Below are 26,151 nucleotides of genomic sequence, written 5' to 3'. Positions count from 1 at the left end.
CGCGCGGCGCAATGACAAAGCTCAAGCCCCGCGAACGCAAGGTCAAGATCCTCGCCACTGTCGGCCCGGCCAGCAACGATCCCGACATGCTGCGCCGCCTGGTGCGCGCCGGAGTCGACGCTTTCCGGCTGAACATGAGCCACGGCAAGCACGAGGATCACGCCAAGGTGGTCAAGGCGATCCGCGGGCTGGAGAAGGAACTGGGCCGGCCGATCGCCATCCTGGCCGACCTTCAGGGTCCCAAGCTGCGGGTGGGCGCGTTTCGGGGCGGCGAGGCACGCATCACCCACGGCGCGCGCTTCACGCTCGACCGGAGCGACGCGCCGGGCGACGAAACCCGCGTGCAATTGCCCCACCCCGAGCTGTTCGGCCTGCTCACCAAGGGCCAGCGCCTGCTGATCAACGACGGCAAGATCCGCCTGCGGGTGGAAAGCGCCACGCAGCAGACCATCGTCACCACGGCCGAGATCGGCGGGGTCATCTCCGACCGCAAGGGCGTGAACGTGCCCGATGCCGAGGTGCCGATCCCGGCTCTCACCGAAAAGGACCGGCGCGACCTGACCTTCGCGATCGAGCAGGGGGCGGACTGGATCGCGCTCAGCTTCGTCCAGCGCCCGGCCGACATCGCCGAGGCGCGCGAACTGATCGGCACGAAGGCCGCGCTGTGCGCCAAGATCGAAAAGCCGATGGCGGTCAGCCGGCTCGACGAGATCCTCGAGCTGGCCGACGCGGTGATGGTCGCGCGCGGCGATCTGGGCGTCGAGCTCAACCCCGAAGACGTGCCGCCTTTGCAGAAGCGCATCGTCTATGCCGCGCGCAGCCTGGGCAAGCCGGTGATCGTGGCGACGCAGATGCTCGAATCGATGATCGAGAGCCCGGCCCCGACCCGCGCCGAGGTCTCAGACGTGGCCAACGCGGTCTACGACGGGGCCGACGCGGTCATGCTGAGCGCCGAAACAGCCGCCGGCATGTGGCCGGAGGAAGCGGTGACGGTGATGGATCGCATCGCCGCCAAGGTCGAAAGCGACGAGAGCTACGCCGGGCGCATCCACTTCCACGACACGATCCCCGAAGGCACCACGGCCGACGCGATCAGCCATGCCTGCATGACCATCGCCGCCACGCTGCCGATCGCCGCCGTCGTCGTCTTCACCGACAGCGGATCGACGGCCCGGCGCGTGGCACGCGAACGGCCGCAGACGCCGCTGATGGTCCTGACCCCCTCGACCCGCACCGCGCGGCGCGTGGCGCTGCTATGGGGCGCGCACCCGGTGCACACGCGCGACATCGGAAGCTTCGAGGAGATGGTCGCCAAGGGCAAGCGCATGTCGCTGCGCAACGGGTTCGGCCAGGCCGGATCGCGGCTGATCATGGTCGCGGGCGTTCCGTTCGGGCGGTCGGGCGCAACCAACCTGCTGCATGTCGTCAGCCTGAGCGGTAACGAGCTGAAGGACGGCTAACCCGCCGCGCGCGCCAGCCGCGCGCGCACCTCGGCCTCGCCGATCAACGGCAGCAGCGCGCCCATGTCGGGGCCCGACGCACGCCCGGTAAGCGCCAGCCGCAGCGGCAGGAACAGCGCCTTGCCCTTGCGCCCGGTCGCGGCCTTGAGGGCATCGGTCAGGCCATGCCAAGGGTCGGCGCTCCACTGCAGCATGGCTGCAGCATCGGCGACATAGGCGCGGTCCTCTTCCGAGAGATCGGGCACGTCCACCGGCCCGGTCACCACCTGCCACCAGTCGGTGGCCTCGGCCAGGTGCGACAGGTTCGGCCGGATCGCCTCCCACCCTTCGCGGGACATTCCGGCGGGCAGCCGCGGCTCCACTTCGGCGAAGTCCATCTGGTGAAGGATCGCCGCATTGAGCAGTTCGAGCTCAGCCTCGTCGAACCGTGCCGGAGCGCGCCCGAACGCCGCGAGGTCGAAGCTGTCGATGAGCACCTGGCGATCGGCGATCGGCTCGACCGGCAGCGAGGTGCCGAGCCGCGCAAGCAGGGCGGTCAGCGCCTGCGGCTCGATCCCGCGCTCGCGCAGGGCATCGCAACTGAGCGAGCCGAGACGCTTGGACAGCTTACCCTCGCTGCCCACCAGCAGCGCTTCGTGCGCGAAACGCGGGGGTGCAGCATGAAGTGCGGTAAACATTTGAATTTGCGAGGCTGTGTTGGAAACGTGGTCCTCCCCGCGGAGCACGTCGGTCACGCCCATGGCAATGTCGTCGATGGCGCTCGGCAGCATGTAGAGCCACGACCCATCCGCCCGGCGGATGACCGGGTCGCTGAGAGTGGCTGGATCGAAATGCTGCGGCCCGCGGATGCCGTCGTCCCACGTGATCGGCTCGGCATGGTCGAGCTTGAAACGCCAGTGCGGCGCCTCGCCCGCCTCGAACTTCGCGGCGCGTTCGTCCTCGCTTAGCTGCAGCGCGCTGCGGTCGTAGATCGGCGGCAGTCCGCGGCCGAGCAGGACCTTTCGCTTGAGTTCGAGCTCCTGCGCGGTTTCCCAGCACGGATAGACCCGGCCGGCTTCGCGCAGCCGATCGAACGCCTCGCTATACAGGTCCAGCCGCTGCGACTGGCGTTCCTCGCCGTCGGGCTCGAGCCCGAGCCACGCGAGGTCGGCGCGGATCGCCGTGACGTAATCCTCGCGGCTGCGCTCGGCATCGGTATCGTCGATCCGCAGCAGGAAGCGGCCGCCCACTTTCCTGGCCAGCAACCAGTTGTGCAGAGCCGTGCGCAGGTTGCCGACATGCAGGTGGCCCGTGGGCGACGGGGCGAAACGGGTGACGACGGTCATCCGCCGCCCCTAGCGAACCGCTCAGTCCGAGGCCAGCGTGACGCTGCGCAGCGCGCCGGTAAGCTTGATCCGGCCGTCGGGCAGGCGCTCGGCCTTCTCGAGCGCATCGACGGCGCTGACCATCTGCAGCACGCGCACGTCCAGCTTGTCGGGGCAAGGTTCGCCCGGCGGGGGCGCGCGTTCGGTTTCCAGCTTGCCGTCGTCCAGCGTGTAGGCCCAGCCGATGCGCTGGCAGTTGGCGAAATCTATCCGCGCGTCGTCGATGTGCAGGATGACCGCGTTGGTCGGCGCGAACCCGCGCTCGTCGACGTCCACCACCTCGTAGTCGCCGACCAGCGAGGCAACGGGCTGCGGCGGCTCGGGCGAGACGCTTGGCTGAGGGGCAGGCTGTTCGCCTTGCTGGCAGGCGCTCAGCAGCAGCATGACAGGGGCAATGAAGCGCTTCATTCGCACCTTCTAGCGCGTGGGGCTCATTGCGTGAACAGCATTGCCGATGGTCCGCGCCCAGTTATCTCGTAGGCACCCGAGGGCAGCCGGCTGACCTTGTCGGCCCCGTCGAACGCGGCGGCCAGCGCCTCCTCTTCCATCGTCAGCCCCCTGCCGCATCCCTCGACGGCGACCCGCTCGGTAGCAAGTTTTCCGTCCTCGAAACGATAGGCCCAGGCCAGGTTCACGCAGTCGGCGACGAGATGGATGCGATCGGCCGAAACGCTTGCCGTGATCGCGTAGGGCAGGTTGATCTCGTTCCCGCCGACGCCGGCCACCCGAAATTCGCCCGCCAGGCTCTCCGAGGGTGCGACGGGCTCCCCGGCCGGGGTCGAGCCGGTCACCGCGTCGAGAATCGGCGCAGGCTCGGGAGACCGGTCGCATCCCGCGAGAGTCAACAACAACGCCAGGGCACTGGTTGTACGCATCGGCCGTCAACGAGCGGACGCGGTCATTCGATCCAGGACGGCGGAAAGGCCGGTTATTCCATCATCCCAATCGTAGGCGACATCCGGTTCGAGCCCCTCGATCTGGTTGACCCCCTGGGCCGTGTAGCGTGAGCAGTTGGGCATCATGACATGGCCGTTGATCGCCTTGAGCTGATAGGCCCAGCCGCCGTCGACGTAGCCACATCCGGCCCCCAGCGTGCGCCTGCCGACCATCGAACCCTGTCCGCTGCCGGCCAGCCAGTAGGCGAAATCCTCCGCCGCAGAGGCGGTGCGACTGTCGACCAGCAGGGCGACGGGCCCGGTCCAGGCGCCCGTGCCGGCGATACTGTCCGGCTGCCCCGCGGGCTCGAGATTGCTGCAGACCTTTTCGCCCCGCCAGACGCCGGAACGGTCACCACATGGCACCACGAGCCGGGGGCGCGGACGGGTAAGCTCCCGTGAGGTGAACAAGGCTGCCGCTTCTTCGCTCCATTCGCTGCCGCCGCCGTTGCGCGTCAGGTCGAGCGTCAGGATTTCGGCACCCTGGTCGCGCAGCGCGACCGCAATGCGCGCCAGTTCGCCCTGCAGGGCTTTGCGCGTGGCGAGCTGGACCGCGCGTTCGGTTCGTCCGTCCTGCCAGCTCGCCCGGCAGGCTGCGAGGTAATCGCTTTCCGCGAAGGAGTGGAGACGGAGGAAGCCGATCCGCCCGCTCGTGCCGGCGGTGAACCATGGCGATTCGAGGCGTTTCCAGCCCGGCAGGCTCGCGGGATCGAACGCGCCGTAGCGGATGGCCTCCCGGTATCCCAAGCCCTCGCAGGTCCCGGCAACGGGCTCGTCGGCGGCGGCCGTGTTCTCGGCCGACTCGCCCCCGGCGGCGTTGCGCAAGGCGGCCGGGTTGGCCGGTCCCTCGTCCCCGCGCAGGTGCGAATCCCCGAACGCTTCGGTGAACTCTGTGATCGCCTCGACGGCATTGGTCACCGTCTCGGCGGCTTCGAGCCGTGCAGTAATCCGGCGGTCGAGCTCGGCGAGGTCGAGCGCGCGATGCTCGACGATTCAGTCGAGATTGGCGTATCCGCGGGCCATCGTCTCCTTGAGACGGGCATAATCGTCCAGCCATGCTTGCCGATCGAAGGCCGGTGGATCGTTGGCGGCTTCCTGTGACAGTGCCGGAACCGGCGTCGCCGCCATCGCGACTATCCCCATCATGTGTATTATCCTCATAACACACATGATGGGGATCGAGCCTTTTCCGGTCAAGGATGGATCAGACGAGTTCCTTCATGCTGGCAGGGTCGAAATCGCCGATCTCGTCTTCCCGCCCGTCGCGGACCTTGGCGGCCCATTCCGGATCGGACAGCAACGCCCGGCCCACCGCGATGAGGTCGAACTCCCCGCGCTCCATCCGTGCGACCAATCCGTCGAGGTTCTCGCGCTCCGCGCTCTTGCCGCGGAACGAGCCGAGGAATTCGCCGGACAGCCCGACCGACCCCACGCTGATCGTGGGCGCGCCGGTGATCTTCTTGGCCCAGCCGGCGAAGTTCAATCCGCTCTCGCCGTCGATCTCGGGAAACTCGGGTTCCCAGAAGCGCCGCTGTGAACAGTGCAGGATGTCGACCCCGGCATCGACCAGCGGGGTCAGCCATTGCTCCATTTCCTGCGGGGTCGCGGCGAGACGGGTTTCGTAGTCTTGCTGCTTCCACTGGCTGACCCGCAGGATCAGCGGATATTGCTCGCCCACGCGGGAGCGCATCTCGCGCACGATCTCCGCGGCGAAGCGGCTGCGCTCGCCGATGGTCGCCCCGCCCCAGGCATCGTCGCGCAGGTTGGTCTCGGGCCAGAAGAACTGGTCGATCAGGTACCCGTGCGCGCCGTGTATCTCGACCGTGTCGAACCCCAGATCGGCCGCGTCCTTGGCCGCAGTGGCAAAGGCGTCGATGGTGTCGGCGATGGCCTCCTGCGACATCGGCTCGCCGACCTGCTCGCCCGGCTTGTTGATGCCCGATGGCGTGTCAAGCGCCGCGCGCTCGAACGAAGGATCGGCGCTGGTCCCGCCGGTGTGCCAGATCTGCGGGCCCATCTTGCCGCCGGCGGCGTGGACGGCCTCGATGACCTTCTGCCAACCGCCGAGCGGTTCGTCCGAATGGAAGAAGGGAATATGCGGCAGGTTGCGCGAGGACGGGCGCTGGACGACCGTGCCTTCCGAAAGGATCAGGCCAACGTCGGCCGCCGCCCGGCGGGCGTAGTAGTCGGCATTGGGCTGTCCCGGGACACCTTCGGGCGCCATGTTACGCGTCATCGGCGCCATCACGATGCGGTTGGGCAGGGAAAGCTTGCCGTTGTCGAATGGCTGGAACAGGACGCTGGTATCGGTCATCGGAAACTCCGTTTCACTTCGCGACCTTTAGTGGGTGCGCGGGGGCATCGCCTCAAGGGCCATTGCCTGCCGGATAGAATTGCTTGGTTTCATCGGCAGGCCGCTTAGCCGGTCCGGGGCTGCGTCATGAGAACGGCCCGGACACGAAAAAGCCCCGGAGGCGCGAACCTCCGGGGCTTGTTCTAACGGCATTGCTCGTCCGGGATCAGCTTTCGCTTTCCTCGGCCGGGACATCGCCCCCGCCCATCGCGGCACGCATCGCGTCCTCGCTCTGGACCGGGTCCGCCTCGTCGCTCTGCTGGAGGTAGTCGCCCGCGTCGGCATCGGTGCCGTGGGTCTCGCCCTCCATGCTGGCCAGCGGATCGTTGCCGATCGCCGCTTCAGGCCCCTGCTCGAGCTCGGCCGCGTGCTCTTCTTCCGCGGTGTTCGCCATGATCAGGTGATCCTGTGCCTTCTTCCACGCGGCACGCAGGGCGGCATCGCGGCTGGAGGCGGCAACGCGCAGGCGGTTCATGCCCGCACCGGTACCGGCGGGAATGAGCCGGCCGACGATCACGTTCTCCTTGAGGCCGATCAGCGTGTCCTTCTTCCCCTCGACCGCCGCCTGCGTGAGCACGCGGGTGGTTTCCTGGAACGACGCGGCCGAGATGAACGACCGGGTCTGCAGGCTGGCCTTGGTGATGCCGAGCAGGATGGGCTTGCCCTGGGCAGGCTTCTTGCCCTTGGCCAGCTTGGCGTTCTCCTCGTTCATCTCGTCGAAGTCGACCTGTTCGCCCGGCAGCAGCACGGTGTCGCCGCCGTCGGTGATCTCGACCTTCTGCAGCATCTGGCGAACGATCACCTCGATGTGCTTGTCGTTGATCTTCACGCCCTGGAGCCGGTAGACTTCCTGGATCTCGTCGACGAGGTACTCGGCGAGCGCCTCGATCCCGAGAACTTCGAGGATGTCGTGCGGGTTGGGCGAGCCCGAGATCAGCGTGTCGCCCTTCTTGACGAAGTCGCCTTCCTGAACGTCGATTACCTTGGTCTTGGGGATCAGGTACTCGACCGGATCGCCCTCTTCCGGAACGATCGCGATCTTGCGCTTGGCCTTGTAGTCGCGAACGAATTCGACGCGGCCGCTGATCTTGGCGATGATCGCCAGGTCCTTCGGCATGCGTGCCTCGAACAGCTCGGCCACCCGCGGCAGACCGCCGGTGATGTCACGCGTCTTGGCCGCCTCGCGCGAGGCACGCGCAAGAATGTCGCCCGCCTCGACGTGCTGGCTGTCCTCGACCGAAAGGATCGTGCCCGGCGCCAGCATGTAGCGCGCGGCCTCGGTCTCTTCGCCCTTCTTGCCGCCTTCCTCGCCCAGCAGGGTGAGGCGCGGACGCAGGTCTTCCTTCTTGGAACGGCCCGCGGCGCGATATTCGGTGACAACGCGCTGGGCGATGCCGGTGGCCTCGTCCACGCGCTCTTCCATCGTCTTGCCGTCGACCAGGTCCTGGTAGCGCACGACGCCCGACTGCTCGGTGATGATCGGCAGGGTGAACGGATCCCATTCGGCCAGGCGATCGCCTTCCTTAACCTTCCCGCCATCCTCGATCATGAGCATGGTGCCGTAAGGCACGCGGTGGATCGCGCGCTCACGGCCTTCGGCATCGACCACGGCCAGCTCGCCCGATCGGGCGAGCGACAGCCGGCGGCCGCGCTTGTCGGTGATGGTCGGCATGTCGCGGTAGACGACCTTGCCGTCGGAGATCGATTCGAGGTGGCTCGTCTCGTTGACCTGCGCCGCGCCGCCGATGTGGAACGTCCGCATCGTCAGCTGGGTGCCCGGCTCGCCGATCGACTGCGCCGCGATGACGCCCACGGCCTCACCGATGTTGACCGGCGTGCCGCGTGCCAGATCGCGCCCGTAGCAGGTCGCGCAAACGCCCTGTTCGGCCTGGCAGACCAGCGGCGAACGGATCTTGGCCGACTGGACTTCCGCGTCCTCGATCACCTTGACCATCGGCTCGTCGACCAGCGTGCCCTTCTTGACCAGGACCTCGCCGGTCTTGGCGTTGACCAGGTCTTCGGCCGTGGTGCGGCCGAGGATACGCTCGCCGAGCGAGGCGATGACCGAGCCGCCCTGGATGATGGCGCGCATCTCCATGGCGTTGTCGGTGCCGCAGTTGTCCTCGACGATCACGCAGTCCTGCGACACGTCGACGAGGCGGCGGGTCAGGTAACCCGACGATGCCGTCTTGAGCGCCGTGTCGGCGAGACCCTTGCGGGCGCCGTGGGTCGAGTTGAAGTACTCGAGGACGGTCAGGCCTTCCTTGAAGTTCGAGATGATCGGCGTCTCGATGATCTCGCCCGAAGGCTTGGCCATCAGGCCGCGCATCCCGGCGAGCTGCTTCATCTGCGCCGGCGAACCGCGGGCGCCGGAGTGGCTCATCATGTAGATCGAGTTGATCGGCTTCTGCCGGCCGTTCTCGTCCATCGGGGTCGCGCGGATCTCGTCCATCATGGCGTTCGCCACCTGGTCGCCGCAACGGCTCCAGGCGTCGATCACCTTGTTGTACTTTTCCTGCTGGGTGATGAACCCGTCCTGGTACTGCTGCTCGTAGTCGGCGACCAGCTTCTTGGTCTCTTCGATCGTCTCGACCTTGGAGTCGGGGATGATCATGTCGTCCTTGCCGAAGCTGATGCCCGCGCGGCAGGCGTGGCGGAAGCCCAGCGCCATGATCGCGTCGGCGAACAGCACCGTGTCCTTCTGGCCGGTGTGGCGATAGACCTGGTCGATGACGTCGCCGATTTCCTTCTTGGTGAGGAGCCGGTTGACGACTTCGAACGGCACGGTGTGGCTCTTGGGCAGGCACTCGCCGATGAGCATCCGGCCCGGGGTCGTCTCGACCTTGGCCATGTATTCCTTGCCGGCCTCGTCCGTCTGCGGGACGCGGGTCCAGATCTTGGAGTGCAGCGTCACCGCGCCGACGTGCAGCGCCTGGTGGACCTCGTCGATGCCGCCGAGGATCTTGCCCGCGCCGGGCTCACCCTCGCGGTCCATCGACAGATAGTACAGGCCCAGCACCATGTCCTGCGACGGCACGATGATCGGCTTGCCGTTGGCGGGCGAGAGGATGTTGTTGGTCGACATCATCAGCACGCGCGCTTCCAGCTGCGCTTCGAGCGACAGCGGGACGTGGACGGCCATCTGGTCACCGTCGAAGTCGGCGTTGAAGGCCGAGCAGACGAGCGGGTGCAGCTGGATGGCCTTGCCTTCGATGAGGACCGGCTCGAACGCCTGGATGCCCAGGCGGTGCAGCGTGGGCGCGCGGTTCAGCAGAACCGGGTGCTCGCGGATCACCTCGTCGAGGATGTCCCAGACTTCCTTGCGCTCCTTCTCGACCCACTTCTTGGCCTGCTTGAGCGTCATCGACAGGCCCTTGGCGTCGAGCCGGGCGTAGATGAACGGCTTGAACAGCTCGAGCGCCATCTTCTTGGGCAGGCCGCACTGGTGCAGCTTGAGCTCCGGCCCGGTCACGATGACCGAACGGCCCGAATAATCGACGCGCTTGCCGAGCAGGTTCTGCCGGAAGCGGCCCTGCTTGCCCTTGAGCATGTCGGACAGCGACTTGAGCGGGCGCTTGTTGGCACCGGTGATCACGCGGCCGCGGCGGCCGTTGTCGAACAGCGCGTCGACGGCTTCCTGCAGCATGCGCTTTTCGTTGCGCACGATGATGTCCGGCGCGCGCAGCTCCATCAGCCGCTTGAGGCGGTTGTTGCGGTTGATCACGCGGCGATAGAGGTCGTTCAGATCCGACGTGGCAAAGCGGCCGCCGTCGAGCGGGACGAGCGGGCGCAGTTCGGGCGGAATGACCGGCACGACGTCGAGGATCATCCATTCCGGGCGGTTGCCGGAATCGATGAAGCTTTCCACGACCTTGAGCCGCTTGATGATCTTCTTGGGCTTGAGCGTGGACTTGGTCTCGGCCAGTTCGGTCATCAGCGCGTCGCGCTCGGCCACGAGGTCGAGATCCATGAGCATGATCTTGACCGCTTCGGCGCCGATCCCGGCGGTGAAGGCGTCTTCGCCGTACTCGTCCTGCGCGTCGAGGAGTTCGTCCTCGGTCAGCAGCTGGTAGCGCTCGAGCGGGGTGATGCCCGGCTCGGTCACGATGTAGCTTTCGAAGTACAGCACGCGCTCGAGCTGCTTGAGCTGCATGTCGAGCAGCAGGCCGATGCGGCTGGGCAGGCTCTTGAGGAACCAGATGTGCGCGACGGGAGCGGCCAGTTCGATGTGGCCCATGCGCTCGCGGCGGACCTTGGTCACGGTCACCTCGACGCCGCACTTTTCGCAGACGACGCCCTTGTACTTCATGCGCTTGTACTTGCCGCACAGGCACTCGTAGTCCTTCACCGGACCGAAGATGCGCGCGCAGAACAGGCCGTCACGCTCGGGCTTGAACGTGCGGTAGTTGATCGTCTCGGGCTTCTTGATCTCGCCGAACGACCACGACCGGATACGCTCGGGGCTGGCGATCCCGATCTGGATCTGGTCGAAGGTTTCCGGCTTCGCGAGCTGGTTGGTGAATTTGGAAAGTTCGTTCATTTTTTCAGTTCCCGTACGGGGTGAAATCTGGGGGCGGATGGGGAAGAGCCGAAGCCCTTCCCGTTATTCCGCCGCCTCCGGCCAGGCTTCGTCGCTTTCGTCGGTGAGCGACTTCAGCTCGACGTTGAGGCCCAGGCTACGCATTTCCTTGACGAGCACGTTGAAGCTCTCGGGAATGCCGGCCTCGAAGGTGTCGTCACCCTTGACGATCGCTTCGTAGACCTTCGTCCGGCCGACCACGTCGTCGGACTTCACGGTGAGCATTTCCTGCAGAGTATAGGCCGCGCCGTAGGCCTGGAGCGCCCAGACCTCCATTTCGCCGAAGCGCTGCCCGCCGAACTGCGCCTTGCCGCCCAGCGGCTGCTGGGTGACGAGCGAGTAGGGCCCGATCGAACGTGCGTGGATCTTGTCGTCGACCAAGTGGTGCAGTTTCAGCATGTAGATGTAGCCTACGGTCACCTTTCTGTCGAAAGCATCGCCCGTACGACCGTCGAAAAGCGTCACCTGGCCCGAAGTGTCGAGGCCCGCCTTTGCCAGCATTGCCGAAACGTCGGGCTCGCGCGCGCCGTCGAACACCGGGGTGCCGAACGGAACGCCGTTGCGCAGCAGTTCGGCCATGTCGGCAATTTCTTCGGTCGTGCGGCCGTCGATATCGTCATGGTACTGCTCGCCATAGACGTCCTTCAGGCGCTCGATCACCGCGGTCGGGGGCTTGGCCTTTTCCGGATCCGGATTGGCGAGGCGCCATTCGTCGAGCGCGCCGGCGATCTGCTGGCCCAGGCCGCGGGCCGCGAGGCCCAGGTGGGTTTCGAAGATCTGCCCGACGTTCATGCGCGAGGGCACGCCCAGCGGGTTGAGCACGATGTCGACCGGGGTGCCGTCTTCCATGAAGGGCATGTCCTCGGCCGGCAGGATGCGCGAGATCACACCCTTGTTGCCGTGGCGGCCGGCCATCTTGTCGCCCGGCTGCAGCTTGCGCTTCACCGCCACGAAGACCTTGACCATCTTCAGCACGCCCGGGGCGAGTTCGTCACCGCGTTCGAGCTTCTCCTTGCGGTCCTCGAACTTCTCCTCGATCGCCCTGATCGCCTCGTCGTACTGGCCCTTCACCGCTTCGAGCTGGGCCTGCATGTGATCGTCGGCGACGGCGAACTTGAACCATTCGTACTTGTCGACGCTGTCGAGCAGGTCCTGGTCGATGACCGCGCCCTTCTTCAGGCCCTTCGGCGTGGCCGAAGCGGTCTGCCCGGCGAGCATTTCGGCAAGCCGGTTGTAGGTCGCGCGGTTGAGGATGTTGCGCTCGTCCTCGCTGTCCTTCTTGAGGCGTTCGATTTCTTCGTTCTGGATCGCGCGGGTACGGTCGTCGATCTCGATGCCGTGGCGGTTGAACACCCGCACCTCGACGATCGTGCCGGCCACGCCCGGCGGCAGGCGAAGCGAGGTGTCGCGCACGTCGCTGGCCTTTTCGCCGAAGATGGCGCGCAGCAGCTTCTCTTCCGGGGTCATGGGCGATTCGCCCTTGGGCGTGATCTTGCCGACCAGGATGTCGCCCGGGTGCACTTCGGCACCGATGTAGACGATGCCCGCCTCGTCGAGGTTGCGCAGGGCTTCCTCGCCGACGTTCGGGATGTCGCGGGTGATGTCCTCCGGACCCAGCTTGGTGTCGCGGGCCATGACCTCGAATTCCTCGATGTGGATCGAGGTGAACACGTCGTCCTTCACGATGCGCTCGGAAATCAGGATCGAATCCTCGTAGTTGTAGCCGTTCCACGGCATGAACGCGACGAGGCTGTTGCGGCCCAGCGCCAGTTCGCCCAGCTCGGTCGAGGGACCGTCGGCGATGATGTCGCCCGCCTCGATCGCATCGCCCACCTTCACCAGCGGACGCTGGTTGATGCAGGTGTTCTGGTTGGAGCGCTGGAACTTCTGCAGCGTGTAGATGTCAACGCCCGGGTTGCCGGCGTCGACTTCACCGCTGGCGCGGATCACGATGCGGCTGGCGTCGACCTGATCGACCACGCCGGACCGCAACGCGGAGATCGCGGCGCCCGAATCGCGCGCCACGGTGCCTTCCATGCCGGTACCGACGAACGGCGCCTCGGCGCGAACGAGCGGCACCGCCTGGCGCTGCATGTTCGATCCCATCAGCGCGCGGTTGGCGTCGTCGTTCTCGAGGAACGGGATGAGCGAGGCGGCGACCGAGACGAGCTGCTTGGGCGAAACGTCCATCAGCGTCACGTTCTCGTTCGGGCTCATCACGAACTCGCCGTTCTGGCGCGCCGAGACGAGATCCTCGACGAAGCCGCCCTCGTCGTTCAGTTCGGCAGACGCCTGTGCGACGGTGTGCTTCTGCTCTTCCATCGCGGAGAGGTAGATCACCTCGCCCTTCACCTTGCCGTCGACCACGGTGCGGTACGGCGTCTCGATGAAGCCGTACTTGTTGACGCGGGCGAACGTGCTCAGCGAGTTGATCAGGCCGATGTTCGGGCCTTCCGGCGTCTCGATCGGGCAGATGCGGCCGTAGTGGGTCGGGTGAACGTCGCGCACTTCGAAGCCCGCGCGCTCACGCGTGAGGCCGCCCGGCCCGAGGGCAGAGACGCGGCGCTTGTGGGTGACCTCCGACAGCGGGTTGGTCTGGTCCATGAACTGCGAGAGCTGCGAAGAACCGAAGAACTCGCGCACCGCGGCGACCGCCGGCTTGGCGTTGATCAGGTCGTTCGGCATGACGGTCGACACGTCGACCGAGCTCATCCGCTCCTTCACCGCGCGCTCCATGCGCAGCAGGCCGACGCGGTACTGGTTTTCCAGCAGCTCGCCGACCGAACGGACGCGGCGGTTGCCGAGGTTGTCGATATCGTCGACCTCGCCCTTGCCGTCCTTCAGGTCGACCAGTTCCTTGACCACGGCCAGGATGTCTTCCTTGCGCAGCGTGGTGACCGTGTCCTCGGCATCGAGGCCGAGGCGCATGTTGAGCTTGACGCGGCCGACGGCCGACAGGTCGTAGCGCTCGGAATCGAAGAACAGGCCTTCGAACAGCGCCTCGGCGGTTTCCTTGGTCGGCGGCTCGCCCGGGCGCATGACCTTGTAGATCGCTTCCAGGCCCTCGTCGCGGTTCTCCGCCTTGTCGACCTGCAGCGTGTTGCGGATCCAGGGTCCGGTGGACACGTGGTCGATGTCGAGCAGCTGGAGCTGGTCGATACCGGCCTTGTCGAGCTTCTCGAGGCTTTCGGGATCGACTTCCTGGCCCGCTTCGATCCAGATGCGGCCGGTCTTTTCGTCGATCAGGTCCTTCGCGCTGTAGCGGCCGAAGATTTCCTCGGTCGGAATCAGCAGGTTCTTGAGCCCGTCCTTCTCGGCCTTGTTGGCCGCGCGTGGGCTGACCTTCTGGCCGGCGGGGAACACTTCCTCGCCCGTCTTGGCATCGACCAGCGCGAAGCCCGGCTTGGAATTGCGCCACTGGTCGGCGGCGAAGGGAATTTCCCAGCCGTCCTTCGAGCGCTTCCAGGCGATCGTGTTGTAGAAATGCTCGAGCACCTGCTCGTCGTCGAGACCCAGCGCATAGAGCAGGCTGGTGACCGGCAGCTTGCGCTTGCGGTCGATCCGGACGTTGACGATGTCCTTCGCGTCGAACTCGAAATCGAGCCACGAACCGCGGTACGGAATCACGCGGGCAGCGAAGAGGAACTTGCCCGAGGAGTGCGTCTTGCCACGGTCGTGATCGAACAGCACGCCCGGCGAACGGTGCATCTGGCTGACGATGACGCGTTCGGTGCCGTTGATGATGAAGGTGCCGTTCTCGGTCATGAGCGGCATGTCGCCCATGTAGACGTCCTGCTCCTTGATATCGAGGACAGAGCGGGTTTCGGTTTCCTGGTCCACCTCGAACACGATGAGGCGCAGCGTGACCTTCATCGGGGCGGCATAGGTGATGCCGCGCTGGCGACACTCGGTGGTGTCGTACTTGGGATCTTCCAGCTCGTAGTGAACGAAATCCAGCTCGGCGGTGCCGGCGAAATCGCGGATCGGGAACACCGAGCGCAGCGTCTTCTCGAGGCCCGAGACGTAACCCGTGCTCTTGTCGGAGCGCAGGAACTGCTCGTACGATTCGCGCTGCACCTCGATCAGGTTCGGCATCTGCACCACTTCGTGGATGTCGCCGAAGATCTTGCGGATGCGCCGCGTCTTGCTGCCGGCCTTGGTCGGAGCCTTCGCTTTGGTTGCCATAACTGGAAGTCAGCCTCTTCGCTTTGCCGGATCATCTCCGGCGTGAAATCGTATGGGCGGGGGCGCGAGACGCGAAATGGCCGCACGGCAGGCACACCATCGGGTGGCCAGGCGGCAGCCTTGATTCAGCGTCTCACGGGAACCGTCGCTTCCATCCGATGGCCCACCCCCGCGTCAGGTTGGCCTTGCTCGAAACGTCCGGTCGAGGGCGCATATAGGGATAGCTTGGCCTCCGGTCAACACGCCATCCGTGCCGATCGGGTCGTCAGTCGAGCGCACGATAAGGGCCTATGCACGAGGGTATCCGCAGGGGCCGCGCTCACACCGATCAGGAAAATTATCGATTTTCGATATTATCGATTGACGATATGCGCGAATTGTCTTATTGAATATCGATATCGACCATATTGGAGATCGAGAAATGAGCAACTTCATCCGCCAGTCCGCCGCAGCCTGCGCCGCGCTGTTCATCGCCGTCGCGACCATCGTGCCCGTCGTCACCGTGCCCAGCGCGCAGGCGGCGTCGGTCATCGCCCTGCCGACCGTCGCCTGAACCGTCCAGAGGAGGACAACACATGATAAAGCTGCCCACCATGTCCGGCGACCCGCTGCTGATCGCGGCGCAGGTGTTCATCCTGTTCGTGATGGCCCTGCTCGCGATCGGCATCGCCGCCCTGGCGATCGGCGCCGGCTACGTGGCGATCGATCCGGGCGCGCTCACCGCCGAATTCGTTGAGGAGGGGATGACGAGTCCCGGCGGGCAGGAAACCGCCGCGATCATCGGCATCATGGGGCTGGCGATCGTCGCCCTGGCCCTGATGTTTCTGTTCCTCGCCACGCTCAGCCGCATCATCGAGAGCGTCGCCGCGGGAGATCCCTTCGCGCCGATAAATGCGACACGACTCAGCCGCATGGCCTGGCTGATGGTGGCGGTGCAGGCGATCACGGTGCCGATCGGCGCGATCGGCCTGTGGCTCGGCCAGCGCATCAAGGATGTGGACCTCGATATCGGCATATCGGGTGAAGGCGTGGCGATGGCCCTGATCCTGTTCATCCTGGCCCGGGTGTTCCGCCACGGCGCCGCGATGCGCGCCGATCTCGAAGGGACCGTGTGATGGGCGCCGAGACCGAAACCGAGGAAGGAACCCGCATCGTGGTCAAGCTCGACGACCTGCTTCACGCCCGCCGCATGACCCTGACCGAGCTGTCGGAACGCATCGGCCTCACCCTCGCCAACCTGTCGATCCTCAAGACCGGCAAGGCCAAGGCCATCCGCTTCTCCACCCTCGAGGCGATCTGCCGCGAGTTGGATTGCCAGCCGGGCGACCTGTTGGGGTACGACGCCTGACCCGGGAGGGCCGTCTGCGACGCTCGTAGACGGCCCTGCGCGGTTGGCAGAACGGCTAGCCCTACAATGTAGCGCGAAGTGGCAGAAAGGACCCGCTGACCCGATCGGTCAGCCACGCTTGGCGGTCAGAACAGCACGGCCACCAGGATCAGGATGATGATCAGCGTACCGATGCCGATGGTGATGTTCCGGCCCATGGTGTCTCTCCTGTTGCGGCGCGGGGTGCGCCTTGGGAGTTCAGCGCCCGACCGGGCGAGGGGTTCCCGCCTTGACTTCCCGGCCCATTCGTTTAGTGGCCCGCCCCGACTGCTCCGGCAGTCATCCGTCCGAGACAGTTGGTGAGGGTACCCCTCTTAATTTCCAGCCTAGACGGGGAAACGAGATTTCCGGCGGGGCCCTATCGGCGCCGCCTCGCTCCAATCGGAGCATCCCTCCTTCCCCTCGAAACGGACTCGTTCGCGGCGCATTCGTGCGGCGCGACAAACGTAGCCGGCCGTTCGGGTTCGCCCGCACGGCCATTGTGAAGGAGTATGGCATGGATCGTTCGCAGAAAGCCGATTCGGTTGCCCAGCTCAATGCTGTCTTCGCCGAGGCGGGCGTGGTGGTCGTCACCCGCAACCTCGGGCTGTCGGTCGCTCAGTCGACCGACTTGCGTTCGAAGATGCGCGACGCTGGTGCGACCTACAAGGTTGCGAAGAACCGTCTCGCCAAGCTCGCCCTGAAGAACACCGACTACGCCGGCATCGAGGAACACCTCACCGGTCCGACCGCCCTCGCCTATTCGACCGATCCGGTCGCGGCGGCGAAGGCCGTAGTCGATTTTGCCAAGACGAACGACAAGCTCGAAATCGTCGGCGGTTCGATGGGGAGCACCGTGCTCGACGCCAACGGGGTCAAGGCGCTTGCCTCGATGCCGTCGCTCGACGAGCTGCGGGGCAGGATCGTGGGCCTCGTGAACGCGCCGGCGACCAAGGTCGTCCGCGTGATCAGCGAACCCGCGAGCAAGCTCGCCCGCGTCTTCGGGGCCTATGCGGCCAAGGAAGCAGCGTAAGCGAGAACGGTTTTTCAAGTTCGAAACGAAACATCCGGGGCCAGCACAGTTGAAACTGGCACGCCCCGATCAAACTGGAGTGAAATAACATGGCCGATATCGCCAAGCTGGTCGAAGACCTGTCCGCCCTGACCGTCATGGAAGCCGCCGAGCTCGCCAAGGCGCTTGAAGAAACCTGGGGCGTCAGCGCCGCTGCCGCCGTGGCCGTTGCCGCGCCGGCCGGTGGTGGTGAAGCCGCCGCTGCTGCCGAAGAGCAGACCGAATTCGACGTCATTCTCACCGGCGACGGTGGCAAGAAGATCCAGGTCATCAAGGAAGTCCGCGCCATCACCGGCCTGGGCCTGACCGAAGCCAAGTCCCTCGTCGAGAGCACCCCGAAGGCGGTGAAGGAAGGCGTGAACAAGGCCGAGGCCGAAGAGATCAAGAAGAAGATCGAGGAAGCCGGCGGCACCGTCGAGCTCAAGTAAGCCTTTCGCTTACGCTTCGATCCTTTGGGATCACCAAGGGGGGCGGTACCGCGAGGTGCCGCCCTTCTTCTTTGTGCCTTGCCCGCCAGGCGCCCGCCGCTAAGAAGCGCGCGCGATGAACGCCCTGCGCGAAATCCTGCGACGCAACCGGGGCCTGGCCCTGATGGTGCTGGCCGCCGCCCTGCTGGCGCGCGTGGCCATGCCGCAGGGCTGGATGCCCGATGCCGGATCGGACACGATCACGGTCCGGCTGTGCACCGCCGCGGGCGTGGTTCACGTTCCGCTGCCGGGCCAGCCGGATACCCCCACGAAGCCTGACCGCGAGCAGCCGTCCTGCGCGTTCGCCGGGCTGGTTTTGGCCGCTCCGCCGCCGGGCCCCGGGGCCGACCTGCCCCTGCCGCCGCTGGCGGCCGAGCAGTTCGGGCGGGCCAGCGCGCCCTTCGTCCTCGCCCAGGCCGCGCGGCAGATGCCGCCCGCTCGCGGCCCGCCATCCCGCGCCTGATCCCACGCCGGGCGCCTGCCCGGACTTGCGACCAGACATTTCGGGAAACCCACCAATGAAGATCCATTATCCGGGCGGCGCGCTGGCGCTGGCCCTTCTCGCACACGTTTCACCCCTCGCCGCCCAAGACGTCACGGAAAGCGAGATCGTCGTCGACGCTCCGCTGCTGCATCCGGCGGCAGGCATGATGAACGAGCACATGCACGAAGGCGGCGAGGTCATGATCGGCCTGCGCGTCGAGCGTTCGCGCTATTCCGGCGCCAACCGCTCGGGCACCGATGCCATCGCCGACGGCGCGATCCTGGCCGCTGGCTACACCGCCCGCACCGCGTCGATGGACATGGACATGGCGATGCTGGACCTGATGTTCGCCCCGACCGAAAACCTGACGCTGATGGTCATGCCGATGTACATGCGGCACACGATGACCATGGTCGGGATCGACCCCGCGGCGGGCGCGGGCGGCGGGCATGGCGGGCACGGGGGCCACATGGCGCTCGGGCTCGGCGAGAGCCACAAGCATTCGGTCGAGGGCTTCGGCGACACGCTCGTCTCCGCTTCCTACCGCCTCGCCCGCTCGCCCCGCTTCGGGGCCCACGCGACGCTCGGCATCTGGGTGCCGACAGGCGCTTCCGACAGGACCGATGCCGACGGCAACTTCGTCCACTACGGCATGCAGCCCGGCAGCGGGACCTGGGATGTCGAGCCGTCGGTCACGCTCTACGGCCGCAGCGGCCCGCTCGGCTGGGGCGCACAGGGCGGCTATCGCTGGCGCGCCGAGAAGGCGAACGACAGCGGGTTCCGTTTCGGCGACGTGGCGCGGGCAACCGGGTGGGCCAGCTATCTGCTGGGCGACAACCTGGGCGCCACGACGCGTCTCGAATGGCGCCACGAGGGCAAGGTGGAAGGGCATTACAACGCCGGGCACAACCACGCCGCGCCGCCCGACCGGCAGGCCAATTACGGCGGCGACACGGTAAGCGCGGGGTTAGGCCTGAACTGGCAGGTTCCGTTGGCCGGCTCGGCCCGACCGCAGCTCGGCGCCGAGATCGCGCTGCCGCTGTATCAGGACCTGAACGGCATCCAGGCGCCGCAGAAGTGGCGCCTCTCGCTGGCGCTCAGCCAGGCGTTCTGACGCGGGCACGGCTGGCGGCGCGGCCTGCGGGCCGCGCCGTCAGTCGCGGCTTTCCTGCGTGATGATGCGGTCCTGCCCGGCAAGGTAGTCGCCCTCGCCCTTCTGCAGGTCGAGCCGCTCGCGGTCGTTGTCCCGGTAAGCCTTTTCGGCAGAATCGATGTCCTGCAGGCTGTCGCCCAGTTCCTCCAGCGCGGCGCGGGCCATGACCACGGCGCTTTCCATCACTTCGCGCACCGCGAAATCCATCGGCGCGCCGTGCAGGTCGATCAGGCTGCGGCGGTCGAACACGCGGGCATAGATCTTGGCCTGCGGGAAATGCTCCCGCACCGATGCGAGGAAATCGGCCTTGGGATTGTCGCCGTCGAGGCAGAACAGGATCAGATCGGCATCGCCCGCGCCGGCCTGGCGCAGCAGGTCGATCCGCGTCCCGTCGCCGAAATAGACCCGGGCGCCGAATTGCTCGGCCACGTCGATCAGGTCGGTGTCGGTGTCGATCAGCGTGACCGGGATCTTCGACAGGATCAGCATCTGCGCCACGGTCTGCCCGAAGCGGCCGTAGCCGACGACGAGCGCGTTTGCTCCGTCCTTCTTGGGCCCCTCGCGCACCACCTTTTCCGGCGTCGGCTCGCGGCGGATGCGCGCGGTGATCATCATCAGGAACGGCGTGGCGGCCATCGACAGGGTTACGATCGCGCCGAACAAACTCGCCGCCTCCTGCTCGATCAAGAAGCCCTGCTGGGCGCGGGTGAACAGCACGAAGCCGAATTCGCCGCCCTGGCTGAGCAGAAGGCCGAGCGCGAGGGCGGCTCGCCAGCGCATTCCGAACAGCAGGCCCAGCCCGCCGATCACCAGCGCCTTGGTCGCGATCAACCCCACCGCCATAGCGACCACGAACACCGGGTTCGCCGCGATCACCGAAAGGTCGAGCATCATGCCCACGGCGAGGAAGAAGAGGCCGAGCAGGATCGAACGGAACGGCTCGACATCGGCCTCCAGCTCGTGGCGGAACGGGGTGTCGGCCAGCATCACGCCGGCGATGAAGGCGCCCAGTGCGGGCGACAAGCCCAGCACTTCCATCAGCGCGGCGGAGGCGGCGACCACGGCGATGGCGGCGACGACGAACATCTCGCGCTCGCCCAGCCGCGAGATCAGGCGGAACAGCGGGCGGACCAGGAACCGGCCGGCCAGGATCAGCCCCGCCACCGCCGCCAGCGTCATCCCGACCATCTGCCAGCCCGGCGGGCCCGCCTCGTCGGCCGGATTGCGGCTGAGCGCGGCCACGATGGTCAGCAGCGGGATCAGCGAAAGGTCCTGGAACAGCAGGATCGAGAAGGCCCGCTCGCCGAACAGGCTGTTCAGCCGCCCCGCGCTCTGCAGCATGGGCAGAACCTGCGCGGTCGAGCTGAGCGCCAGCGGCAGGCCGATGGCGAGCGCCGCCGCCGGGCTGAACGAGGTGGTCAGCAGCAGCAACCCAGTCAGCGCGAGCCCGCACAGCGTCACCTGCAACAGGCCGAGACCGAAGATCTCGCTCTTCATCGACCACAGCCGATTTGGCGAAAGCTCCAGCCCGACGATGAACAGCAGCAGCGTGATGCCCAGTTCGGCGACCGGGATCATCTCCTCCGCGTCCCCGACGAGGCCGAGGACCCAAGGGCCGACGACGGCGCCCGCCACGAGGTAGCCGAGCGTGGCGCCCAGCCCCAGCTTGCGGAACAGGAGGACGAAGAAGAGGCCGAAGCCCAGCAGGATCACCCCGTCCCGCAAGAACGAGGCGCCTTCGTGTGCCACCTACAAGGTCTTCAAATAGTCGATGATGGCCTTGCGCTTGGCGTCGTCCTTCACGCCGCCGAACGACATCGTGCCGCCAGGGATCACCCCCTTGGGATCGGCGAGGTAGCGGTCGAGGTTGGCCTGGTTCCAGGTCAGCCCCGAAGCGAGCAGCGCGGGGCTGTACTTGAAGCCGGCGATATGCCCGGCCTTGGCGCCATACACGCCGGCCAGGGTCGGGCCGATCAGGTTGTCGCCCGGCGTGGTCTTGTGACAGACCGTGCACTGCTTGAAGGCGTCGGGCGGGCCCGCCGCCGCGACTTTCGTGGGGGTCGGCGAAGGGGTTGGCGTGGCACTGGCGCTACCGCTCGGGCTGGGCGAAGGCGTGGCGCTGGCATCGGCCGCCGGGGTCTCGCTGGCGCCGGGCGCGGGGGTTTCGCTAGCCCCCGCAGCGGGCGTTTCCTGCGCCGCGGCCGCCACTTCGACGGCCGCCTCGGTCGTTTCCTCCTGCGCGCCCTGCGAACCGCAGGCCGCGAGCGGGATGGTCAGGGCGGCGGCGAGGGCGAGGCGCGACAACATGGGTATCTCCGAACCGGGGTTTCGCCGTTCCCTAGCCGACCGCGCGGGATTCTCAAGCAAACACGGCTATCGCGCTCATAAGGCGTAGTTCAACCGCACGCCCATTATGTCGATGCCCGGGTTCTGCCTGGAATTGAACAGCCGCGCCTGGCTGATATGGACCCAGCTCGCCTCCAGCGAGACGCGCTGCGAAAGCCGCGCGCCGAGCGCGATCTCGGGTTCGAACAGCACCCGGCTGCCCAGCTCGGTATGGCGCATGGTGGCCAGGTCGACGCGATTCGACGGGCCATCGTGGACGACCAGTCCCACGCCCGGACGGACGTAGACAGGACCCTTGCCGATCGTCCAGGCGAGACCGATGCCGCCGAAGCTGGTGTCGCCCGCGGTGTTGACCGAGCCGATCAGGTAGGGCGCCGGCTTGCCGATGAAGCCAAGCGCCTCGATCGGCGCGAAGCGATAGCCGAGCTGGATGTCCGTGCCGCCTTCGTTGACGTCGAAGGTGAATGGGGTGTCGACTTCGTGGACATAGGCCCCGGCGAAGACTTCTCCGGCCTGGGCAGGAGCGGACAGCGCCAGCCCGCAGGCGGCGGCAAGAAGCGGCAGTTTCATCGTTCGGAATGACCCCAGGTTGGAACGCCGATGGCTATCGCTGTGGCAAGCTTGCCGCAAGCTGAAGGAAAGTTTCCGGCGCAACCGCATCGCGCTTTCCTATCCCGGGGGCCGCCCCTATCCGGGCCGGCTGTTTTCGGCACACGTGATGACGAGCGACCCGATCCTCGAGCCCCCGCACAGCGGCGAAGGCTGGAAAGGCGAGATTTTCGCCACCCTGGCGCTCGCCTGGCCCCTGGCGGCCGCCAACGTGGCGGCGATGCTGGTGCACGTCATCGACGTGATCTTCGTTGCCCGGCTGGGCGAGGTGCCGCTGGCCGCGTCGAGCCTGGCGATTTCGCTGTTCATCGCCTTCATCGGCTCGCTGACCGGAATCACCGCCTTCGTCGCGGCATTGATTTCCGCCGAGCTCGGCCGCCGCCGGCACGCGGTGCGCGAGGTGCGCCGCACGGTGCGCATGGGGTTGTGGCTGGCGATCGGGCTGGGCCTGCTTTCCAACGTACCCCTGGCCTTCGGTGAACCGATCATGCTGGCGACCGGCCAGGACCCGGCGGTCGCGCGGGTGGCGGGCGAGTTCCTGTCGATCCTGATGTGGGCCGGGGTGCCGATGCTGGTGGCGAGCGTGCTGCGCAATTTCGTTTCCGCGCTGGGCCGCCCGGTCTTCGCGACGATGATCACCGTCGCATCGATCGGGGTCGCGGCGCTGGCCAACTATGCGCTGGTGTTCGGCAACCTCGGCTTTCCGGCGCTCGGCTTTCGCGGTTCGGCCATGGCCAGCGTGGCGACGTCGCTGTTCATCGTCTGCGCTTATGTCGCCGCGATTCGTTCCGACCGGCGGCTGCGGCGCTATCGCATCTTCGGCAACTGGTGGCGCCCCGAATGGAGCCGCCTGCACGAACTCGTCGCCAAGGGCACCCCGGTGGCGCTGACTGTGCTGGCGGAGATCGGCCTGTTCGCCGGCGCCGCCTTCCTGATGGGGAGGATCGGCGCGGCGCAGCTCGCCGCGCATGCGCTGGCGCTGCAACTGGCGGGGCTGGCCTTCCAGGTGCCGCTCGGCGTGGCGCAGGCGGCGACGATCCGGGTCGGCTATTATTTCGGTGCGGTCGACCGGGGCGGCATCATGCGCGCCGGGTGGAGCGCGCTGGCCATCGGCAGTTCCTTCATGGTGCTGACCGCGGGCCTGCTGCTGTTCGCCCCGATCCTGGTCCTGCGGGTCTATATCGATCCCGACCTGCCGAAGAACGCCGCCATGGTCGCCTTCGCCGTGCAGTTCATGGCCGTGGCCGCCGCGTTCCAGTTGTTCGACGCGGTGCAGACCATCGCAGCGGGTTGCCTGCGCGGATTGCAGGACACGCGGGTGCCGATGTGGCTGGCGATACTGGGCTACTGGATCCCGGGCCTGGGCACTTCCGTATGGCTGGGATTCTGGACCCCGCTGGCCGGGCTGGGGATCTGGATCGGGCTGGCGATCGGCCTCGTCGTCGTGGCCGTGTTGCTCACCTGGCGGTGGGCCGCGCGGGCGCGGCTCGGCCTGCTGCCGGCCTGACGCGAAGATTCTTTTGCCGCTGGCGGTTGACGCCCGGGTCAGCCGCACTAAATCCGCGCGGCTGGCACTCATCCAATCAGAGTGCCAAGAGGTTCAACCAAGAGAGAGGTCATACACATGGCATTCCGTCCGCTGCACGATCGCGTGCTGGTCCGCCGCATCGAGGCCGAGGAAAAGACGGCCGGCGGCATCATCATCCCCGACAACGCCAAGGAAAAGCCGAGCGAGGGCGAAGTCGTCGCCATCGGTTCGGGCGCCCGCGCCGAGAACGGCACGATCACCGCGCTGGACGTCAAGGTCGGCGACCGCGTGCTGTTCGGCAAGTGGTCGGGCACCGAGGTCAAGCTCGATGGTGAGGATCTGCTCATCATGAAGGAAAGCGACATCATGGGGATCATCGGCTGAGGCCGCATTTCCATCCCTGGACACTGACAACAGTGTCAACCTGACAACTTCCAACACGAAAGGTTTGCCCAATGGCTGCCAAGGACGTCAAATTCTCGCGCGACGCGCGCGAGCGCATTCTCAAGGGCGTGGACACGCTCGCTAACGCGGTGAAGGTCACCCTCGGTCCCAAGGGCCGCAACGTGGTGATCGACAAGAGCTTCGGCGCGCCGCGCATCACCAAGGACGGCGTGACCGTCGCCAAGGAAATCGAGCTCAAGGACAAGTTCGAGAACATGGGCGCACAGATGCTGCGCGAAGTGGCCTCGAAGACCAACGATCTCGCCGGTGACGGCACCACCACCGCTACCGTGCTGGCCCAGGCCATCGTACGCGAGGGCATGAAGTCGGTCGCCGCGGGCATGAACCCGATGGATCTCAAGCGCGGCATCGACACCGCGGTCACCGCCGTGGTCGCCAACCTCAAGAGCCGGTCGAAGGACGTCTCGGGCACGCAGGAAATCGCCCAGGTCGGCATCATCTCGGCCAACGGCGACCGTGAAGTCGGCGAGAAGATCGCCGAGGCGATGGACAAGGTCGGCAAGGAAGGCGTGATCACCGTCGAGGAAGCCAAGGGTCTCGAATTCGAGCTCGACGTGGTCGAGGGCATGCAGTTCGACCGCGGCTACCTCAGCCCCTACTTCGTCACCAATCCCGAGAAGATGACGGTGGAACTGGATAACCCCTATATCCTGATCCACGAGAAGAAGCTGTCGAACCTGCAGTCGATGCTGCCGGTGCTCGAGGCCGTGGTGCAGAGCGGCCGTCCGCTGCTCATCATCGCCGAGGACATCGAGGGCGAGGCGCTGGCCACCCTGGTGGTCAACAAGCTGCGCGGCGGCCTCAAGGTCGCGGCGGTCAAGGCCCCCGGCTTCGGCGATCGCCGCAAGGCGATGCTGCAGGACATCTCGATCCTTACCCAGGGCGAGATGATCTCCGAGGACCTCGGCATCAAGCTCGAGAACGTCACGCTGACGATGCTGGGCGAAGCCAAGCGGGTCACGATCGACAAGGACAACACCACGATCGTCGATGGCGCCGGCAATGCCGACGACATCAAGGCCCGGGTCGAGCAGATCCGCGCCCAGATCGACACCACGTCGAGCGACTACGACCGCGAGAAGCTGCAGGAGCGGCTGGCCAAGCTGGCCGGCGGCGTTGCGGTGATCAAGGTCGGCGGCGCCTCGGAAGTCGAGGTGAAGGAGCGCAAGGACCGCGTCGACGACGCTCTCCACGCGACCCGCGCCGCGGTCGAGGAAGGTATCGTCCCGGGTGGCGGCGTCGCCCTGCTCTACGCGACCAAGGCCCTGGCCGGCCTGCGCGGTGCGAACGACGACCAGACCCGCGGGATCGACATCGTGCGCCAGGCGATCATGTCGCCGATCCGCCAGATTGCCGAGAACGCCGGCCATGACGGTGCTGTCGTTTCGGGCAACCTCCTGCGTGAGGACGACGAAACGCAGGGCTTCAACGCCGCGACCGACACCTACGAGAACCTCGTGGCGGCCGGCGTCGTCGACCCGACCAAGGTCGTGCGCACGGCGCTGCAGGATGCGGCTTCGGTCGCCGGCCTGCTGATCACCACCGAAGCGGCGATCAGCGAACTGCCGGACGACAAGCCCGCCGGAATGCCCGGCGGCGGCATGCCCGACATGGGCGGCATGGGCTTCTAACGCCCGCGCGCCAAGCAACAGGAAGGGCCGGCGGAGCGATCCGCCGGCCCTTTTTGCGTGCCGGTGCGACAAGCGGCCCGCACGTCCCGTGGCGGACCCGGGACGACGAGCGGCCCTGCGCATTCGTCCGGGCGTCGGCACCAACGGCCGGCCG

Annotated in this window: 22 protein-coding genes; 11 read left to right on the top strand and 11 right to left on the bottom strand. The window is 66.7% G+C overall.

The features are described from left to right. Window positions 1–11: 11 nt before the first annotated feature. Window positions 12–1,460: a pyruvate kinase gene (gene pyk, locus ACWPMZ_RS01205; protein WP_455702212.1), complete on the top strand. Its 1,449-nt coding sequence runs from the start codon at window positions 12–14 to the stop codon at window positions 1,458–1,460. Here pyk and gltX read toward each other — a convergent pair. The 8 genes from gltX to rpoB form a co-directional block, all read right to left on the bottom strand. Further along, the gene (gene gltX, locus ACWPMZ_RS01200; RefSeq protein WP_455702211.1) at window positions 1,457–2,785 is read right to left on the bottom strand and encodes a glutamate--tRNA ligase; all 1,329 of its coding nucleotides are present in this window, start codon (window positions 2,783–2,785) and stop codon (window positions 1,457–1,459) included. The genes pyk and gltX overlap by 4 nt on opposite strands. Window positions 2,786–2,806: 21 nt before the next feature. Then, the gene (locus ACWPMZ_RS01195) at window positions 2,807–3,232 is read right to left on the bottom strand and encodes a hypothetical protein (protein ID WP_455702210.1); all 426 of its coding nucleotides are present in this window, start codon (window positions 3,230–3,232) and stop codon (window positions 2,807–2,809) included. Window positions 3,233–3,255: 23 nt separating this feature from the next. After that, window positions 3,256–3,699: a hypothetical protein gene (locus tag ACWPMZ_RS01190; RefSeq protein WP_455702209.1), complete on the bottom strand. Its 444-nt coding sequence runs from the start codon at window positions 3,697–3,699 to the stop codon at window positions 3,256–3,258. Window positions 3,700–3,705: 6 nt separating this feature from the next. Further along, window positions 3,706–4,677 (bottom strand): S41 family peptidase, encoded by a 972-nt coding sequence (locus ACWPMZ_RS01185; RefSeq protein WP_455702208.1) that lies wholly within the window; start codon window positions 4,675–4,677, stop codon window positions 3,706–3,708. 75 nt (window positions 4,678–4,752) lie between these two features. After that, a complete protein-coding gene (locus ACWPMZ_RS01180) occupies window positions 4,753–4,905 on the bottom strand; it encodes a hypothetical protein (protein ID WP_455702207.1) in 153 nt (50 codons plus the stop codon). A gap of 58 nt (window positions 4,906–4,963) precedes the next feature. Beyond that, complete coding sequence (locus ACWPMZ_RS01175; protein ID WP_455702206.1) at window positions 4,964–6,073, bottom strand: NADH:flavin oxidoreductase; 1,110 nt, start codon at window positions 6,071–6,073, stop codon at window positions 4,964–4,966. 205 nt (window positions 6,074–6,278) lie between these two features. Then, window positions 6,279–10,652 carry a DNA-directed RNA polymerase subunit beta' gene (rpoC, locus tag ACWPMZ_RS01170; RefSeq protein ID WP_455702205.1) on the bottom strand — a complete coding sequence of 1,458 codons (4,374 nt, stop codon included), beginning with the start codon at window positions 10,650–10,652 and terminating at the stop codon, window positions 6,279–6,281. A gap of 63 nt (window positions 10,653–10,715) precedes the next feature. Then, a complete protein-coding gene (gene rpoB / locus ACWPMZ_RS01165) occupies window positions 10,716–14,876 on the bottom strand; it encodes a DNA-directed RNA polymerase subunit beta (protein WP_455702204.1) in 4,161 nt (1,386 codons plus the stop codon). 421 nt (window positions 14,877–15,297) lie between these two features. Between rpoB and ACWPMZ_RS01160 the strand changes: the two genes are divergently transcribed. The 7 genes from ACWPMZ_RS01160 (at window position 15,298) to ACWPMZ_RS01130 (ending at window position 19,379) form a co-directional block, all read left to right on the top strand. Continuing rightward, window positions 15,298–15,429: a hypothetical protein gene (locus tag ACWPMZ_RS01160; protein WP_455702203.1), complete on the top strand. Its 132-nt coding sequence runs from the start codon at window positions 15,298–15,300 to the stop codon at window positions 15,427–15,429. Between the two features lie 22 nt (window positions 15,430–15,451). Beyond that, window positions 15,452–15,991, top strand: coding sequence for a DUF2975 domain-containing protein (locus tag ACWPMZ_RS01155; protein ID WP_455702202.1), 540 nt, complete (start codon window positions 15,452–15,454; stop codon window positions 15,989–15,991). Then, window positions 15,991–16,224: a helix-turn-helix domain-containing protein gene (locus ACWPMZ_RS01150; protein WP_455702201.1), complete on the top strand. Its 234-nt coding sequence runs from the start codon at window positions 15,991–15,993 to the stop codon at window positions 16,222–16,224. Before ACWPMZ_RS01155 ends, ACWPMZ_RS01150 begins: the two co-directional genes overlap by 1 nt. Window positions 16,225–16,759: 535 nt before the next feature. Then, window positions 16,760–17,275 (top strand): 50S ribosomal protein L10, encoded by a 516-nt coding sequence (gene rplJ / locus ACWPMZ_RS01145; protein WP_455702200.1) that lies wholly within the window; start codon window positions 16,760–16,762, stop codon window positions 17,273–17,275. Between the two features lie 89 nt (window positions 17,276–17,364). Next, window positions 17,365–17,742 (top strand): 50S ribosomal protein L7/L12, encoded by a 378-nt coding sequence (rplL, locus tag ACWPMZ_RS01140; RefSeq protein WP_455702199.1) that lies wholly within the window; start codon window positions 17,365–17,367, stop codon window positions 17,740–17,742. A gap of 115 nt (window positions 17,743–17,857) precedes the next feature. Then, complete coding sequence (locus ACWPMZ_RS01135; RefSeq protein WP_455702198.1) at window positions 17,858–18,244, top strand: hypothetical protein; 387 nt, start codon at window positions 17,858–17,860, stop codon at window positions 18,242–18,244. A gap of 55 nt (window positions 18,245–18,299) precedes the next feature. Continuing rightward, the gene (locus ACWPMZ_RS01130; protein WP_455702197.1) at window positions 18,300–19,379 is read left to right on the top strand and encodes a hypothetical protein; all 1,080 of its coding nucleotides are present in this window, start codon (window positions 18,300–18,302) and stop codon (window positions 19,377–19,379) included. Window positions 19,380–19,418: 39 nt separating this feature from the next. Here ACWPMZ_RS01130 and ACWPMZ_RS01125 read toward each other — a convergent pair whose 3' ends face one another. The 3 genes from ACWPMZ_RS01125 to ACWPMZ_RS01115 all read right to left on the bottom strand — a co-directional run bounded on the left by ACWPMZ_RS01125 (window position 19,419) and on the right by ACWPMZ_RS01115 (window position 22,334). Beyond that, on the bottom strand, window positions 19,419–21,167 hold the full coding sequence (locus ACWPMZ_RS01125) for a cation:proton antiporter domain-containing protein (protein ID WP_455702196.1): 1,749 nt from the start codon (window positions 21,165–21,167) through the stop codon (window positions 19,419–19,421). Further along, entirely contained in the window at window positions 21,168–21,725 is a 558-nt protein-coding gene (locus ACWPMZ_RS01120) for a c-type cytochrome (RefSeq protein ID WP_455702195.1), read from the bottom strand. Between the two features lie 75 nt (window positions 21,726–21,800). Further along, the gene (locus tag ACWPMZ_RS01115) at window positions 21,801–22,334 is read right to left on the bottom strand and encodes an acyloxyacyl hydrolase (RefSeq protein WP_455702194.1); all 534 of its coding nucleotides are present in this window, start codon (window positions 22,332–22,334) and stop codon (window positions 21,801–21,803) included. A gap of 148 nt (window positions 22,335–22,482) precedes the next feature. Between ACWPMZ_RS01115 and ACWPMZ_RS01110 the strand changes: the two genes are divergently transcribed. The 3 genes from ACWPMZ_RS01110 to groL all read left to right on the top strand — a co-directional run bounded on the left by ACWPMZ_RS01110 (window position 22,483) and on the right by groL (window position 25,997). Further along, window positions 22,483–23,880 (top strand): MATE family efflux transporter, encoded by a 1,398-nt coding sequence (locus tag ACWPMZ_RS01110; protein ID WP_455702193.1) that lies wholly within the window; start codon window positions 22,483–22,485, stop codon window positions 23,878–23,880. Between the two features lie 117 nt (window positions 23,881–23,997). Continuing rightward, a complete protein-coding gene (gene groES, locus ACWPMZ_RS01105) occupies window positions 23,998–24,285 on the top strand; it encodes a co-chaperone GroES (protein ID WP_455702192.1) in 288 nt (95 codons plus the stop codon). A gap of 71 nt (window positions 24,286–24,356) precedes the next feature. Next, window positions 24,357–25,997, top strand: a complete 1,641-nt coding sequence (groL, locus tag ACWPMZ_RS01100) for a chaperonin GroEL (RefSeq protein WP_455702191.1) — start codon at window positions 24,357–24,359, stop codon at window positions 25,995–25,997. Window positions 25,998–26,151: the final 154 nt, after the last annotated feature.

This window comes from Tsuneonella sp. HG222, assembly GCF_053819185.1.
This window is presented reverse-complemented; position numbering and strand designations above follow the sequence as displayed.

Bases quoted from the DNA above. Each gene is read 5' to 3' on its own strand.
- pyk (WP_455702212.1), top strand. From the start codon at position 12: ATGACAAAGCTCAAGCCCCGCGAACGCAAGGTCAAGATCCTCGCCACT.
- gltX (WP_455702211.1), bottom strand. From the start codon at position 2,785: ATGACCGTCGTCACCCGTTTCGCCCCGTCGCCCACGGGCCACCTGCAT.
- ACWPMZ_RS01195 (WP_455702210.1), bottom strand. From the start codon at position 3,232: ATGAAGCGCTTCATTGCCCCTGTCATGCTGCTGCTGAGCGCCTGCCAG.
- ACWPMZ_RS01190 (WP_455702209.1), bottom strand. From the start codon at position 3,699: ATGCGTACAACCAGTGCCCTGGCGTTGTTGTTGACTCTCGCGGGATGC.
- ACWPMZ_RS01180 (WP_455702207.1), bottom strand. From the start codon at position 4,905: ATGATGGGGATAGTCGCGATGGCGGCGACGCCGGTTCCGGCACTGTCA.
- ACWPMZ_RS01175 (WP_455702206.1), bottom strand. From the start codon at position 6,073: ATGACCGATACCAGCGTCCTGTTCCAGCCATTCGACAACGGCAAGCTT.
- rpoC (WP_455702205.1), bottom strand. From the start codon at position 10,652: ATGAACGAACTTTCCAAATTCACCAACCAGCTCGCGAAGCCGGAAACC.
- rpoB (WP_455702204.1), bottom strand. From the start codon at position 14,876: ATGGCAACCAAAGCGAAGGCTCCGACCAAGGCCGGCAGCAAGACGCGG.
- ACWPMZ_RS01160 (WP_455702203.1), top strand. From the start codon at position 15,298: ATGAGCAACTTCATCCGCCAGTCCGCCGCAGCCTGCGCCGCGCTGTTC.
- ACWPMZ_RS01155 (WP_455702202.1), top strand. From the start codon at position 15,452: ATGATAAAGCTGCCCACCATGTCCGGCGACCCGCTGCTGATCGCGGCG.
- ACWPMZ_RS01150 (WP_455702201.1), top strand. From the start codon at position 15,991: ATGGGCGCCGAGACCGAAACCGAGGAAGGAACCCGCATCGTGGTCAAG.
- rplJ (WP_455702200.1), top strand. From the start codon at position 16,760: ATGGATCGTTCGCAGAAAGCCGATTCGGTTGCCCAGCTCAATGCTGTC.
- rplL (WP_455702199.1), top strand. From the start codon at position 17,365: ATGGCCGATATCGCCAAGCTGGTCGAAGACCTGTCCGCCCTGACCGTC.
- ACWPMZ_RS01135 (WP_455702198.1), top strand. From the start codon at position 17,858: ATGAACGCCCTGCGCGAAATCCTGCGACGCAACCGGGGCCTGGCCCTG.
- ACWPMZ_RS01130 (WP_455702197.1), top strand. From the start codon at position 18,300: ATGAAGATCCATTATCCGGGCGGCGCGCTGGCGCTGGCCCTTCTCGCA.
- ACWPMZ_RS01120 (WP_455702195.1), bottom strand. From the start codon at position 21,725: ATGTTGTCGCGCCTCGCCCTCGCCGCCGCCCTGACCATCCCGCTCGCG.
- ACWPMZ_RS01115 (WP_455702194.1), bottom strand. From the start codon at position 22,334: ATGAAACTGCCGCTTCTTGCCGCCGCCTGCGGGCTGGCGCTGTCCGCT.
- ACWPMZ_RS01110 (WP_455702193.1), top strand. From the start codon at position 22,483: ATGACGAGCGACCCGATCCTCGAGCCCCCGCACAGCGGCGAAGGCTGG.
- groES (WP_455702192.1), top strand. From the start codon at position 23,998: ATGGCATTCCGTCCGCTGCACGATCGCGTGCTGGTCCGCCGCATCGAG.
- groL (WP_455702191.1), top strand. From the start codon at position 24,357: ATGGCTGCCAAGGACGTCAAATTCTCGCGCGACGCGCGCGAGCGCATT.